Source organism: Clostridium polyendosporum (assembly GCF_018332455.1).
Lineage (GTDB): Bacteria > Bacillota > Clostridia > Clostridiales > Clostridiaceae > Clostridium_AY > Clostridium_AY polyendosporum.
Map to the genome: position 1 here is coordinate 1 of NZ_BOPZ01000032.1, position 15,017 is coordinate 15,017.

The 15,017-nt window shown below is 35.3% G+C and carries 13 protein-coding genes, 1 tRNA gene and 3 rRNA genes; 14 read left to right on the plus strand and 3 right to left on the minus strand.

The window, feature by feature from the left end; translation table 11 throughout:
- The 10 genes from CPJCM30710_RS14790 to CPJCM30710_RS14835 form a co-directional block, all read left to right on the plus strand.
- Positions 1–159 (plus strand): 23S ribosomal RNA (locus CPJCM30710_RS14790); the annotation flags it as partial.
- 54 nt (positions 160–213) lie between these two features.
- Positions 214–331 (plus strand): 5S ribosomal RNA (rrf, locus tag CPJCM30710_RS14795).
- A 28-nt stretch (positions 332–359) separates the two neighbouring features.
- Positions 360–434, plus strand: a tRNA-Asn gene (locus CPJCM30710_RS14800).
- A gap of 58 nt (positions 435–492) precedes the next feature.
- Positions 493–610: ribosomal RNA gene (gene rrf / locus CPJCM30710_RS14805) — 5S ribosomal RNA — on the plus strand.
- Between the two features lie 654 nt (positions 611–1,264).
- Positions 1,265–1,627 (plus strand): VOC family protein, encoded by a 363-nt coding sequence (locus CPJCM30710_RS14810; RefSeq protein ID WP_212904943.1) that lies wholly within the window; start codon positions 1,265–1,267, stop codon positions 1,625–1,627.
- Between the two features lie 147 nt (positions 1,628–1,774).
- Complete coding sequence (gene nuoF, locus CPJCM30710_RS14815) at positions 1,775–3,634, plus strand: NADH-quinone oxidoreductase subunit NuoF (RefSeq protein WP_407645001.1); 1,860 nt, start codon at positions 1,775–1,777, stop codon at positions 3,632–3,634.
- A gap of 61 nt (positions 3,635–3,695) precedes the next feature.
- On the plus strand, positions 3,696–5,570 hold the full coding sequence (gene cooS, locus CPJCM30710_RS14820; RefSeq protein ID WP_212904945.1) for an anaerobic carbon-monoxide dehydrogenase catalytic subunit: 1,875 nt from the start codon (positions 3,696–3,698) through the stop codon (positions 5,568–5,570).
- A gap of 2 nt (positions 5,571–5,572) precedes the next feature.
- A complete protein-coding gene (locus tag CPJCM30710_RS14825) occupies positions 5,573–6,115 on the plus strand; it encodes a 4Fe-4S dicluster domain-containing protein (protein ID WP_212904946.1) in 543 nt (180 codons plus the stop codon).
- Positions 6,116–6,119: 4 nt separating this feature from the next.
- A complete protein-coding gene (locus CPJCM30710_RS14830) occupies positions 6,120–6,872 on the plus strand; it encodes a 2Fe-2S iron-sulfur cluster-binding protein (protein WP_212904947.1) in 753 nt (250 codons plus the stop codon).
- Positions 6,869–7,627 (plus strand): ATP-binding protein, encoded by a 759-nt coding sequence (locus CPJCM30710_RS14835; protein WP_212904948.1) that lies wholly within the window; start codon positions 6,869–6,871, stop codon positions 7,625–7,627. The genes CPJCM30710_RS14830 and CPJCM30710_RS14835 overlap by 4 nt, the downstream gene beginning before the upstream one ends.
- Positions 7,628–7,735: 108 nt before the next feature.
- Here the strand turns inward: CPJCM30710_RS14835 and CPJCM30710_RS14840 are convergent, their stop codons facing one another.
- Positions 7,736–8,212, minus strand: coding sequence for an NADH-quinone oxidoreductase subunit NuoE family protein (locus tag CPJCM30710_RS14840; RefSeq protein WP_212904949.1), 477 nt, complete (start codon positions 8,210–8,212; stop codon positions 7,736–7,738).
- A 665-nt stretch (positions 8,213–8,877) separates the two neighbouring features.
- Here CPJCM30710_RS14840 and CPJCM30710_RS14845 point away from each other — a divergent pair.
- Positions 8,878–9,747, plus strand: coding sequence for a VanW family protein (locus tag CPJCM30710_RS14845; protein WP_212904950.1), 870 nt, complete (start codon positions 8,878–8,880; stop codon positions 9,745–9,747).
- Between the two features lie 580 nt (positions 9,748–10,327).
- On the plus strand, positions 10,328–11,803 hold the full coding sequence (locus CPJCM30710_RS14850; RefSeq protein WP_212904951.1) for a protein adenylyltransferase SelO: 1,476 nt from the start codon (positions 10,328–10,330) through the stop codon (positions 11,801–11,803).
- Between the two features lie 154 nt (positions 11,804–11,957).
- Here CPJCM30710_RS14850 and CPJCM30710_RS14855 read toward each other — a convergent pair whose 3' ends face one another.
- Entirely contained in the window at positions 11,958–12,686 is a 729-nt protein-coding gene (locus tag CPJCM30710_RS14855; RefSeq protein ID WP_212904952.1) for a VCBS repeat-containing protein, read from the minus strand.
- A 218-nt stretch (positions 12,687–12,904) separates the two neighbouring features.
- On the opposite strand from CPJCM30710_RS14855, the gene CPJCM30710_RS14860 reads away from it, so the two are divergent.
- On the plus strand, positions 12,905–13,069 hold the full coding sequence (locus CPJCM30710_RS14860) for a hypothetical protein (protein ID WP_212904953.1): 165 nt from the start codon (positions 12,905–12,907) through the stop codon (positions 13,067–13,069).
- A gap of 14 nt (positions 13,070–13,083) precedes the next feature.
- A complete protein-coding gene (locus CPJCM30710_RS14865) occupies positions 13,084–13,521 on the plus strand; it encodes a staygreen family protein (protein ID WP_212904954.1) in 438 nt (145 codons plus the stop codon).
- 553 nt (positions 13,522–14,074) lie between these two features.
- On the opposite strand, the gene CPJCM30710_RS14870 is transcribed toward CPJCM30710_RS14865, so the two are convergent.
- A complete protein-coding gene (locus CPJCM30710_RS14870; RefSeq protein WP_212904955.1) occupies positions 14,075–14,932 on the minus strand; it encodes a DMT family transporter in 858 nt (285 codons plus the stop codon).
- Between the last annotated feature and the right edge of the window lie 85 nt (positions 14,933–15,017).

Sequence of the window (15,017 nt, forward strand, 5' to 3'; positions counted from 1 at the left end):
AACGCTGAAAGCATCTAAGCGTGAAGCCCACCTCAAGATTAGATTTCCCATAGCATAAGCTAGTAAGACCCCTTGAAGAACACAAGGTTGATAGGTCAGAGGTGTAAGCATGGCAACATGTTGAGCTGACTGATACTAATAGGTCGAGGGCTTGACCAATAAAAAAGGCTAAAATTTATGTGCAATTTTGATGGAATAAAATTTCATCAACAATCTGGTGATGATGCTTTTAGAGGATATACCCGTTCCCATATCGAACACGATGGTTAAGCTCTAAGAGGCCGATGGTACTGCATGGGCGACTGTGTGGGAGAGTAGGAGGTTGCCAGGTATCCTTTGAAAATCAAAGGACATAATGTTCCGCGGTAGCTCAATGGTGGAGCACTCGGCTGTTAACCGATAGGTTGGAGGTTCGAGCCCTCTCCGCGGAGCCATTTTATAAAAGAAGTATTGATGCAATAGTGCCAATATAATAAATAAATGTAATTTTAATCTGGTGATGATGCTTTTAGAGGATACACCCGTTCCCATACCGAACACGATGGTTAAGCTCTAAGAGGCCGATGGTACTGCACGGGCGACTGTGTGGGAGAGTAGGAGGTTGCCAGGTAAAAAGCTTCACAGCGTAGCTGTGAGGCTTTTTTTGTTTTATCTAGAAAAGTATAGATTTTCGGACTAGAAGAGATAAGTAATAATCCTTTTATTTTTCCAATTATAGGTTGTGTATAGGTTTTGGTGTCGTTAAACGTTTCCTTATATAGGTTATAACAGATAATTCGTAAATTCATAGATAAACTTACTTTGATTGTAATTAATGTGAATAATATAATTATAATACGAGAAATATTTTAATAATACAATTGTCTGGAAAACAAGTTTTGCTACATTAATAAACACTCAAACGGCAATTGCCACTGAAAAAATTGTATAATTAAACAATAGTTAACTTAAAATAGAATACAAAATCCTCTTATAATCAATGATGATACAGAGCTTTCTCTACTATAGAGAAAATTCTGTATCATTTTTCTATCATAACATATGTGGAGACGGTGGTTAAGATAGAGAAGAAATAGTCGGATATCAAAGACTTCAGAGGATTTTAAGCAAATATTGAAATGTAGTATAATATTCCTAATCCTATCCAGCAATTATAAACTATGTAATTTATTTATAATGTAGAGCTAAGGTTAAAGAAAAGAACAAGAATGAACTTGAAAAAATGAATATACAGGATGGGAAATTCATAGAAAGGAGTGCGAATATGAAGTTTTGTTGGTGTACAATCAGAGTAAGGAACATGGAAGAGTCGTTGAATTTTTACAGGGAAGCTGTAGGGCTTTCTCTTAATAAAAGATACACCTCCCAGTCTGGAAAAGATATTTCTTTTTTAGGGGATGGAGAAACTAAGTTGGAACTTATTAGTGATCCTAATTTCAGGGCATTCAGTGAATGTGAGAGCATTTCATTTGGATTTGAGGTAGAGTCGATAGAAGAGAAGATAAAGTTAATAAAAGAAAAAGGACTTGAAGTTCACAAAGGGCCGATTCAGCCAAATGAAAAAATCAAATATTTCTATGTAAAAGATCCTGATGGCATTAACATACAATTTGTTGAAAATAAGTAATAACTTTAGGCATGTTTTATATTTGGGAAGAACACTTAGGGTGATACATAGTTTATACCGAGTATATTATTTTAGAAAAAAGTATAATAACATCCTACCATAGGTACTTTGAAAGTCTAGTGGCATAGAGTTTAATCTCCTAACTATATTGTGGAGGTGAATAGTTTGAAATCATTGGAAGCGTTAAAAAAGTTGCAGAAAGATTTTCAAGAAGATTTAGAAGAATTAGAAAAAAGAATTCTAGTCTGTGGAGGAACAGGTTGTATTTCCTCCGGATGCAGAGAAGTTCGAGATGCATTGAAAGAAGAACTTATTAATAACAATTTAGAAAGTGAAGTTAAGATAGTAGAAACAGGTTGTCATGGCTTTTGTGAAAAAGGACCAATTGTAATTGTCTATCCAGAAAGAATATTTTATTGTGAAGTAAGTGCTGAAGATGTAAAAGAGTTAGTAGAGAAACAGTTTTTACAAGGGGAAATAGTAGAAAGATTATTATATCAAGATCCGGTTAGTGGAGAAAATATTTTCTCTTATGATGATATTGATTTTTATAGCAAACAGCAGAAACTTGTATTGAATAATTGTGGCGAAATCAATCCAGAAAATATTAAAGATTATCTAGCAAGAGGTGGCTATCAAGCATTAGGAAAAGCTTTAACTGAAATGAAGCCACAGGAAGTAATTGATGAAGTTAAGCAATCTGGTCTTCGGGGACGAGGAGGAGGAGGATTTCCAACTGGACTTAAGTGGCAGTTTGCTCGAGACAGTAAAGGGAGCAAAAAATATGTTATTTGCAATGCTGATGAAGGTGATCCAGGTGCTTTTATGGATGAAAGTATACTGGTAGGAGATCCCCATAAGGTTCTTGAAGGGATGATTATTGCTGCTTATGCTATTGGTTCTGATGAAGGATATATTTATGTTAGAGCCGAGTATCCACTAGCTATTAAACGCTTAGAAAAGGCTATTGTTCAAGCACGAGAGTATGGTTTTTTGGGAAAAGAATTATTTGGTACAGAGTTTAATTTTGATATAGAGATTAAAGCCGGTGCTGGAGCTTTTGTCTGTGGTGAAGAGACGGCTTTGATAGCATCTATTGAAGGAAAACGGGGGATGCCTAGAGCTAGACCACCATTTCCAGCTCAGAAAGGATTATGGGGTCAGCCCACAAACATTAATAATGTAGAAACCTATGCTAATATTGCAGGGATTATCAATAATGGGGCCAAAGTCTTTAGTAAAATAGGCACTGAAGGCAGCAGAGGAACTAAGGTCTTTTCTTTGACAGGTAAGATTAAAAATACTGGTTTAGTGGAAGTACCAATGGGAATTTCAATGAAAGAAATTATTTATGATATAGGTGGGGGAGTTCCTAATGGCAGAGACTTTAAAGCAGTCCAGATTGGTGGTCCTTCTGGAGGTTGCCTGCCGGAAGATAAGTTAGATTTACCAGTTGATTATGACTCATTATTGGAAGTGGGAGCTATGATGGGTTCTGGTGGATTGGTTGTGATGGATGAAGATAACTGTATGGTAGATATAGCTCGGTTCTTTTTAAACTTTATAGTAGGGGAGTCTTGTGGTAAGTGTGCTCCCTGCAGTGAAGGTACTAAAAGAATGTTAGAGATATTAGAAAAGATTACAGAAGGTAAGGCTAAAGTTGAAGATTTAGAGCAATTAGAGACTTTGGGAAAAATGATAAAAGATACTGCCTTATGTGGCTTAGGACAAGCTGCACCTAATCCTGTATTGTCAACATTAAATTATTTTAGAGCTGAATATGAAGCTCATGTAAAAGATAAAAAATGTCCATCTGGGGTATGTCAGTCATTATTAGAATACTATATTGCTGATGATTGTAGAGGATGTACTAAATGTGTAAAGGAATGTCCTGCAGGTGCTATCAGTGGACAAGTTAAAAAGCAGCATATTATAGATAAAGATAAATGTATTAAGTGTGGAGCTTGTATTGAAGTTTGTCCTTTTGATGCGATAGTTAAAGAATAAAAAATACTAAGATCTATTTTAAGTATTGATAATTTATATAAAAGAGGGGAGTGTAAAGATTTTGAGTGAGAAAAAGTCATATGATAAAGCAACAGAGGAAGGAATTAAAAAAGCACATTCTGATGGAGTGGAGACTATTTGGGATAGACTTGAAGCACAACAGCCTCAGTGTGGTTTTGGTCAACTTGGTTTATGTTGTAGGAATTGTAATATGGGTCCATGTAGAATCGATCCCTTTGGAGAAGGACCTTCGAAGGGGGTCTGTGGTGCGACAGCTGGTACAATAGTTTCTAGAAACTTAGTTAGAATGATTGCGGCTGGAGCGGCTGCCCATGGCGATCATGGTAGAGAGGTAGCATTGGTCTTTAAAGAGATGGTTGAAGGAGAATTACCAGGGTATGAGATAAAGGATCAAGCTAAGTTAAAAGCAATAGCGTCTAAATTAGGAATTGATATACATAGAGAAATTAAAGAAATTGCTGAAGATGTTGCTAGAATAGCTCTTTTAGATTTTGGAAAACAGGATGAAAAGATGCTTGCATTTGCCAATGCTTATGCACCTGAAAGTTTAAAGGAGCTTTGGAAGAATATAAATGTTGCTCCTAGAAATATAGATAGGGAAATTACAGAAAGTATGCACCGCACAAATATGGGAGTTGATGCTGATCCTATTAGCTTAAGTCTACAGGGAATTAGAACAGCTCTTGGAGATGGTTGGGGTGGTTCCTTAATTGGTAGTGAATTTTCAGATGTGATGTTTGGTACTCCTTATCCTGTTGAATCTACCGCTAACTTAGGTGTGTTAGAAGAAGACAAGGTAAATGTAATTGTTCATGGCCATGTTCCAATCTTGTCTGAAAAAATTGTTGAAGCTGCTGAAGATGAAGACATGATAGAATTGGCTAAAAGCAAAGGAGCAGCAGGAATTGTGGTAGCTGGTATGTGCTGTACAGGAAATGAAATTACAATGAGACATGGGATACCAACAGCTGGTAACTTTCTACAACAAGAATTAGCAATAACTACCGGTGCTGTAGATGCTATGGTAGTAGATTACCAATGTATTATGCCTTCGCTGGTAGATGTAGCTGATTGTTATCATACTAAAGTGATTACTACTTCTGAAAAAGCAAAGATACCAGGAGCAGAACATATTGAGTTCTATCCACAACAGGCAGATGAAATTGCTAGGAAAATTATTAAAAGAGCCATTGAGAATTACCCTGCCAGAGCAAAAGATAAGATTAAAATACCTTCAGAAAAGATGGATGGGATTGTAGGCTTTTCTGTTGAATCAATAGTAGAAGCCTTAGGTGGTTCCTTAAATCCACTTCTTGATGCAATTAAAGAAGGTACAATCAAAGGGATAGCAGGTATAGTAGGATGTAATAATCCTAAATTAGAACATGATAAAGGACATATTGAAGTTGCTAAAGAATTAATTGCTAATGATATCTTGGTAGTGGGAACAGGTTGCTGGTCAATTGCTGCTATGAAAGCTGGTCTTTTTAAAGTAGAAGGTGCTAAATTAGCTGGAGATGGTCTGAAGGCAGTTTGTGAACAGCTTGGTATTCCTCCTTGTTTACACATGGGAAGCTGTGTAGATAATACCAGAATTCTTGTTGCTATATCAGCAATAGCAGAAGCTTTAGGTGTTAAGACTTCTGACTTACCTGTTGCAGGGGCAGCTCCTGAATGGATGAGTGAAAAGGCAGTATCTATAGGTACTTATTTTATAGCTTCGGGAGTCTTTACTGTTTTAGGAACTACACCTCCTATTTTGGGAAGTAGTGAGGTAGTTAAGTTATTAACTGAAGATGTAGAAGAAGTGACTGGAGGTAAATTTGCTGTGGAAAGTAATCCTCATAAAATAGCAGGCCTAATGCTTAGGCATATTGAAAGCAAGCGGGCACAACTGTTAGGAAAGAGGGGATAAATATGAAAAAGATAATAGATATTGATCTACATAAATGTTTAGGCTGTCATACCTGTGAGTTGGAATGTGCTATTGAACATTCTAATTCTAAGGATTTATTTGGAGCTATTCAGGAGGATCCCCTACCCCAATATAGGATGAGTGTAGAATCTGTAAATGGAAGGAATATTCCCTGGCAATGTCGGCACTGTGACGATGCTCCTTGTGAAAATGTCTGCCCTACAGCTGCTATAGGTAGAAAAAATGATGAAGCTCCAGTTGTGATAAAGAAGAATAAATGTATAGGATGTAATATGTGTGTTCAAGTTTGCCCATTTGGAGTATTAAAGAGAAGTAAAGCAGACAATATTGTAATCAAATGTGATTTCTGTATAGAGAGGCTAGAAGAAGGAAAAGAGCCAGCATGTGTGAAAGGATGTCCTACAAAGGCCTTGAAGCTGATAACTTTAGAAGAGTTATCTAATAAGAAAAAAGAAGAAGCAGCACAAAGATTTTTAACTGCTTTTCAACAAGGTGAGAATAGAGTAGAGATGGGGCAGGAGTGATACAATGAAAGTAACTATTGATGGTCAAGAAGCTGAAGTACAGGAAGAAAAAACTATTCTTGAATTGGCAATAGAGTTGAATATTGAGATTCCAACTTTATGCCATCATGATGGTTTAGAACCTTACGGTGCTTGTAGATTATGTATCGTCGAGATAGAGAAGAATGGGAATAAAGTACTAGATGCTTCTTGTACTAGATATGTAGAAGATGGTATGATAATCAAAACAGCAACTGAAGAACTAGTGGAAAAAAGAAAATTAATAGCTGAACTGTTGCTGGCTCGAACGTCAGGCTCAAAAGAATTGAAAGAAAGATTTGAGAAACTAGGAGTTACAAAAAGCAGATTTGAAAGCAAGGACTATGATTGTTTGTTATATTGTGGTAGATGTGTTAGAGTATGTAAGGAAAAAGTAGGGATTGAAGCGATAAGTTTTGTAGGAAGAGGTCATGATACTAAGGTTGGCACTCCTTTTTCTATTGATTCTGATGTTTGCATAGGGTGTGGGGCTTGTGCTGAAATTTGTCCTACTGGAACTATAAAAGTTAAAGATGAAGGTTCGACTAGATATATTCAATATTTTAATACAAAACTTAAGCTCAAGGAATGTCAGGAATGTGGAAAATTTTTTAGTACTGAAAAAATGATTGGAAAATTAAAAGAGGATTTTCCAAGCTTTCCAGAAGGGTACTTCGATCTATGTGAAACTTGTAAAAAAATTAAGGAGATAAAGAAATTTTTGGGGGTGAAACAATGAAGATAGCTGTTTCAGGAAAAGGTGGAGTAGGTAAAACTACTATTTCTGCTGGACTTGCTAGAATATTTTCTCGAGAAGGAGAAAAAGTAATTGCTTTAGATACCGACTCTTCTCCAAATCTGATAACTGTGTTAGGAGGGGGACAAGCTTCTAATATCACACCATTGTCAGAGATGGATGATTTGATAGCAGAAAAGACAGGAGTAAAACCGGGAAGCGGATATGGTCAAATGTTTAAATTGAATTTTACAGTAGATGATATTTTAGATAGATTTGGAATCGAATGTAATGACGGCGTGCGGTTATTGGTAGCTGGATCTATTAAGCAAGGAGGGGGCGGATGTTTTTGTCCCGAGAATGCACTTGTAAAAAAGTTACTGGAACATTACTTAAACAAATGTGATCATACCCTGATAATGGATATGGAAGCGGGAATTGAACATTTAGGAAGAGGGACTACAAAAAATATAGATGTTTTAATAACAGTTGTAGAACCGAATCTGCGTTCAGTTGAAACGGCAGAAAGAATAAGTAGATTAGCTAAGGATATAGGAATAAAAAATAATGTAGCTGTTTTAAATAAAGTGAAGAATGCAAGAGAGAAAAAAATTATTCAGGATAAATTAAGTATACCTATTATATATACTATTCCGTATAGTGATAGAGTTACTGAAGCTGATCTTAAAGGAACTTCTGTATTTGATGAAGATGAATATCTAATAAATATAATGTCAGAATTGAAGCAGAAATTATAAGTTTAAATTGTTAATTGCACCACAAATAGAGGTCTGCCTAGCAGATCTCTATTTCCATTTATGGAGTTGTTAGTGATTAAGTTTTAGGAACAGAATCCTTCCTGCAAATTACTGTTCATCTTTCAGTTCTTTCAAAAGTTCAGCGGCCTTATTTGGTGTCATGTCAGGATATACCTTATCATTTACGGTCAATACGGGAGCTAGTCCACATGCACCAAGACAGGATACAGTTTCTACAGTAAAGATTAGATCATCGGTTGTAGCTTTTGATTCCGATAGACCTAATTCTTTACGTAGTCTATCAAGTATAGGAATTGATTTTTTAACATAGCAGGCAGTACCGTCACAAACTTTTATAACATACTTACCTTTTGGTTCCAGTGAAAAGTTCTTATAAAATGTGGCTACACTATAGATATTAGCTTCACTGATGTTAAGTTTTTTTGAGAGATATGGAAAAGTCTCTTTAGGCAGGTAACTATAATGCTCCTGTATACTCTGCAATATAGCAATAATTGCACTTTCCTTATATCCAAGCTTATCAATAATACTATCAACAACCTTGAAATCAAATGTTTCGTTCATATATATCCTCCATTCAAAATAACTACATTAATTTTCTTTCCCATCTGCTTTATACAAATAGATAATTATACAGCATTCAGTTTTAATCCATCAGCAATTGCTGTAGCTGAGATATTTGAAGCGTGATCAGAATTACCTATTCTTTGCGCACCGGTACAGCATCCTTAACATTATGATACCACAAAATATTCCATGTTAAATAACAAATCTTTTATCTCATACGTGATTTCTTTAAGTTAGTAACTAGAATACAGTGTATTAAATTACATGTTCCTTTTCTGCCTTAATATCTTCTGGTGTGTTTCCACTTTGGAAAGCCACCAATAAACATCTATTATACTCATTAATTCCTTTTATTTTTCCAATTATAGGTTGTGTATAAGCGTTGGTGTAGTTAAACGTTTCCTAATATAGATTATAGTAGATAATCTGTAAATACATAGATAAACTTCCTTTGATTGTAATAAAAGTAAATAATATAATTATAATACGACAAATATTTGATAATACAATTGTCTGGAAAACAAGTTTTGCTACATTAAACAATAGCTAACTTAAAAATGAAAAAAATCTAAAGTAATGAAGATATTTAAGTTGGTTTATGCAAAGTAATTTAAATATCTTCATTAACACTAAAATATTTTGTTTAATAGGGGGAAAAATGGATGGAAAGAAAATTATTTTGTGAGATAAGTCCTTTATCCTACAAAATATCCGTAAAAAAAGAAAGGTTCAAAAGATATGCTAAATGGATATTAGACAATAACAAATATGCATCAGAAAGAAGTGAAGAAAAGTTACCAGTACTTTTATATTCTCATAACTCCCTTATAAGAAGAAAACTTGGTAATGTAGATATTCAACTTCAAGAAAACAAGGCCACTAATCTTAAATTATCGGCACCAAAAATTACAGGTATATTAATTAAACCTGGACAAACATTTTCTTTTTGGAAAACGGTAGGAGATTGTTCGGAAGAGAATGGGTACTTAGAGGGGATGACTATAAAAAATGGATCACCTTCCAAAGGGATTGGAGGAGGGATGTGCCAGTTCACAAATCTTATACACTGGATGATTCTCCACAGTCCATTAGATATAATAGAACATCATCACCACAACCAATTTGACTTATTTCCAGACTTTAATAGAGTAATCCCTTTTGGAACAGGAACATCTATATCTTATAATTATTTAGATTATTGCTTTAAAAATAATACAGAAAATATATATCAATTAATAACATACACTACAGACACACATCTTTGCGGAGAACTAAGAGCTTTAAATCAAGAAGATAAGGCGTATCATATAATAGAAAAAGACTTATATTTCAACGAAGAAAATGGAAAGTATTATAGAAATAATAAAATATATAGAAAAGTAGTTGATAAAGCTAACGGAAATACGGTAAAAGAAGAATTGATAATGTATAACCACTCAGAAGTACTATATGATAGTAAATTTATAAAACCTGAGTTGATTAGAGAGCGTAGTAATTGGAAAACTACAACTAAAGGGATGCAAGGTATATAAAAAAGACCTCCCTAGATTAGATTAAAACAAAAGAAAAAATAGACTTATAAAAAGGTGTGGGTTAGGTTTTATGCCTAATTCGCAGCTCTTTTATTTATACTAGGCTGTGTTAGTGAGTAGTGTTGATTTTTGCACTACTCTTTTTTTATGCTATAAGTAATCCCAACATACGTTTGAATAGAGGTTAGGAGTATGATGTTAAGAAACTTTTAGAGCTATTTAAAACATTGTCAAAAGCACAATTGTAAGAGATCTATGAGAAGTCTCGTGATTTAGTACATTTATGTATGCGATGTATGCGTGATAATAGTATTCCATTTATTATTATCCTTTTAATATAGTTTCATGTATTTTTCTAATAAAATATAAATTGCAAAATTTCCCTGAAGGATATGGAAGATTTACAGGGCGTCATCTTTGCGTGGAAGGGTATAATAAACTAGCATAAGCAGACACTAAAAGGGGCTGCGTTGTGTTGATATAGAAAGTAGATAACTAAAAATATCATAGAATACTATGATTTTTGTTTTATGTAGAGAAAAAATCTAGAATACAAAAAGATAGAAGAAAAGGAGATATGATGACAGGGACAAAAGCAATAATAGAAACAGGATGGAAATTAGACAACAGTTATGCTCGTCTGCCGAAATCATTTTTTACCAGACTCAACCCAACCCCTGTACGCTCACCGAAGTTGATCATTCTCAATTATCCGTTGGCAACATCCCTTGGGTTGAACGTCCAGGCGCTGCAAAGCAATGATGGCGTAGCGGTGCTTGCTGGCAATCAGATTCCTGAAGGCGCATTGCCTCTTGCTCAAGCTTACGCAGCGCATCAATTCGGGCACTTTACCATGTTAGGGGACGGTCGTGCTCTGCTGCTTGGTGAACAGATCACTCCCTCAGGTGAACGGGTTGATATTCAGCTCAAGGGTTCAGGTAGAACACCATACTCCCGTCGGGGCGATGGTCGAGCGGCACTTGGACCGATGCTGCGCGAATATATCATCAGCGAAGCAATGCATGCGCTTGGTATTGCTACCACCCGCAGCCTAGCGGTGGTGACAACCGGTGAGTCAATAATCCGCGAAACTGAGCAACCTGGTGCAATACTGACCCGCGTGGCTACCAGTCATTTGCGCATCGGCACCTTTCAATACGCTTCAGAATGGGGCACTGTTGAAGATCTCAGGGCCCTGGCTGATTACACATTACAAAGACATTTTCCAGACGTTGACACTGATGAGAACCGCTATCTTTTCCTACTTCAGGAAGTGATCAAGCGTCAGGCCGTGCTGATTGCTAAATGGCAACTGGTTGGCTTTATTCATGGGGTGATGAACACCGACAACATGGCCCTAAGTGGAGAAACCATTGATTATGGTCCTTGCGCCTTCATGGATGCCTATGACCCGGCAACGGTATTCAGTTCCATTGACATTTATGGCCGCTATGCATATGGCAATCAGCCGCATATTGCTGCGTGGAATCTCGCTAGATTTGCTGAAACCCTATTGCCGCTGCTTCATGTCAACCAGGATCAGGCTGTCAAACTGGCTCAGGATGCGATTTCAGATTTTACTGAATTGTATCACTCCAATTGGCTTGCGGGAATGAGAGCAAAACTGGGAATATTTAATGAAGAGCCACAGGATAAATCCCTTATTGAAAGTCTCCTCAGTATGATGCAGAAGTATCATGCGGACTATACCAATACCTTCCGTGCATTAACTTTTGATAAGCCGGAGGATACGGTCCTATTTGGCACCACCGAATTTGCTCAGTGGCATGAGCTGTGGCAGGTGAGACTAGGCAGGCAGCAGGAATCAAAAGCCTCCTCGCATCAGTTGATGCGGAACAGCAATCCTGCGATAATCCCTCGCAACCACCGGGTAGAAGAGGCACTAGAAGCGGCGGTGAAAGAAGAAGACTACAGCGTGATGGAGCGGCTTCTTGATGTTCTTTCGAGGCCCTACGCACACTCCCCAGAACAGGCCGATTACTCCACACTGCCTGCGCCATCAACCTGTCGTTACCGAACATTTTGCGGTACCTGATATAGAAGCATTAGACCAGCTAGCTGATGTCAAGTAAGAATTAAAAATAACTGTTATATGAAAAAGGGCATAATTAATTTAGCCCTTTTTCTATTCCGTAATTATTTTTCATAATTATACTAAAAAATCTTTGGGATTAAAGACCGATTATAAATTAGACTTCTGATCCAAAAATAGCTACATATTGATTATCTAAAGCAAATTTTATGCTATTCCATTTTAAGATTGTTTGAACATACCCTAAAGCATCAGCGGCAAACCTACCTGAAATCCTTTGATATGTCAATAATTCATACACACCATCAGAGTTAAAATCAATAGGATAGAGACCACTTAATGGACTTACAAATCCTTCTATTGGGGCTTTAAGCTTACCCTCTGTATCGTATATTTCCTTTAGGTAGTCCTGATCTTTATAGGAAATATCAATTACGTATTTAGTACCCTCTATAATGTTTATTACGTCTACCTTATAATAATCCTTGTAAATAACTTGATATTGATAAGCTTCATTAAACACATTATAGTCAAATAATAATTTCGATATATTCCCTACATCAGAATAGATGTAGTAGTACATAATTCCGCCACTTCCTCCTGATACAATACTGATCAATATGTCTTTAACCCCATCTCCAGTAAAATCTCCTAGAAACAGGGTGGGGTTATATCCAGCGTCAGATTCAAGAGGAACACAATTTACTATACCTGTTCTACCATCCTGAATTACAAGAGTAATCTTTTGTATAAATGGACTATCTATGGTATTCACACCTGTAAGATAGACATTATCCGGTATCCCGTCACCATTTACATCCCCCCCTGTCAAGGAGACGATAATAGGATTCATTTGGTCTAAGCTATAATAGGGATTATATAACATGGATTGCTCTCCAAACTAATTTAGCTTTTATATTATTGTATGTTTATGGAAAGGGACTGTGCTGAACTTTATTAATCTTGGTACTTATTTAAGTTAGTCACCTCAATACTCTAATAGAATACAATGGATTAAAAGATAGATTTTTTTTGTAAGAAATAAAGTAATTTAAGATATAAGGTGATTACAATAGAGCAACTACCTAGAAGCCTATGTGAGTAATGAATGCAATAAACCAATATTATAGTCAATACAATTCTAATATTCATCGAGGTTCTCATACATTGATAAAGCTTTCTATGCAGATGCTTATAGGCTTAGGTTTAGCTACTGATTATATACAAAAGATAAGAATGGATAGTATTGAAAGGCATGAAAGGAATTAATAGTGAGGTGTGACATGGAAAGGCTAAATCCTGAAAAACTTTATGTGGAATTCAGACCTGGTGTAACGCCGACTGAACCAATAATAGAGCGAAAATATACATTGACACATTCTGACATAACTGCCGAGCTATTTCTAACAATAGGTCTTGAGTATGCATATGACAAGATTAATAAAATGAGAGATGAAGTACTTGCTGAATGGCGAACTTATGATGGATATCTCTTTCTGTATGTATATGTTTATGTAGATGGCCAGTTTGGACCGGCTATACGTAATGCTATTTTCAGGCGTGAGTTACCACTGGCATTAGAGGCTATTAGGTACGGGGATAGAAGATTCTTTATAGCACACCCCGAATTGGATAATGTACCGATCTGGATACATTTTGACTCAACAAATCCGTATTATAATCGGCTTGAGAACTGGGGTACTCCTAAGGATTATAAATAAGACGTTCCTCATGCAAGCAGATTGAAGCATGCAAAATGAGATACAATACTATTTGTGTTAAAGTATAAATCAAAAGGACTTCATGACCCCCTTAATTTTAGAGGGGGCTAGCTCCAATAATATATGCGTATCAGTATCACCATTCTATCAAAACACACGTGGAGTGTATGGCAAAGATAGAGAAGAAATTTTTTAGTACTAAAATCTTATTAGGCCTGTACCAGGTATGAGAGTGAATAAACGACTGCGCAGCTCAACTAACGAAAAACGTTAGTAAAATAAGAAACGATAGTATGGTAATAAAATCTATATTTGAAAATGAAGATCTTAACAAAATGATTGGTTTGGAAATAACAGAAGCTATGTAACAAACGATGAGGTACCACTTTGATAAATTTGGCCATACACAGAACGTATGTCAGATAATTTCATTGAATATTTATCAGTTGAACTTTTATTTAAAATAAAATTAGATGATTATAAACAATACGCAAGGTCTTTGAAACAGAAAGCTCCCACTTTTAAAGTGGGAGTAGTTCACTAATAGTCTTAATTATTTATTAAATATGAACATATATAAGGATGCAATAAATATAATAATATATCCTATAATACTTAAATAGTCTGGAAGTATTCCAAATAAAAATAAACTTATTATTGCTGAAAAAATTATATTTGTATAATCAAATATTGATATTTCTTTAGCTGGTGCATATTTATAAGCAAAAGTTATTCCAAATTGTCCGAGACTTGCAAAAACTCCTGCTAAAATTAAATAAGTAAATTGCGTTATATTCATAGGCTTATAAGATAGTAACATTAATGGCAATGTAACAACACTTGAGAAAAAGGAGAAATAAAATACAATTGTATCTGGTGCTTCCTTTTTACCTAAAGATCTAACACAGGTATATGCTGCTGCTGCGGTCACCGCTCCTAAAACTCCAATAATTGCTGGAATTATTTCGGAATTAAAAGACGGTTTAATTATAAATAATGCACCTATAAAAGCAACTACTATTGCTAAAATTTGCTTTAAATTTATATTTTCTTTTAAAAATAGCCATGAAAAAATAATCACAAAAAATGGGCTAAGTTTATTTAACATATTAGCATCTGATAGCACCAATCTATCTATCGAATAATAATTAAAAATTATTCCTAATGTTCCAAATACAGATCTAAATATTAATATTTTTTGATTTTCTCTTTTCCCAAAAAAAATTCCTTTGTGATTTAATATAAGTGTAAAAGCTACGGCAACGGATACTATATTTCTAAAAAATGTTTTTTGAAAAGATGGTAAATCTCCTGATAGTTTAACAAATGCTGACATCATAGCAAATCCGAAAGCTGACATTATTATGAATATTATCCCTTTGGATCTATTGCTTAATTTACTAAAGTTCATATTAAGCTCCTTTCTTATAAATTTTAAAGTAAATATGCTATTTCAACTTTACAAAATTCGTTGAAGCTTCGGGATTTTGTGAAAT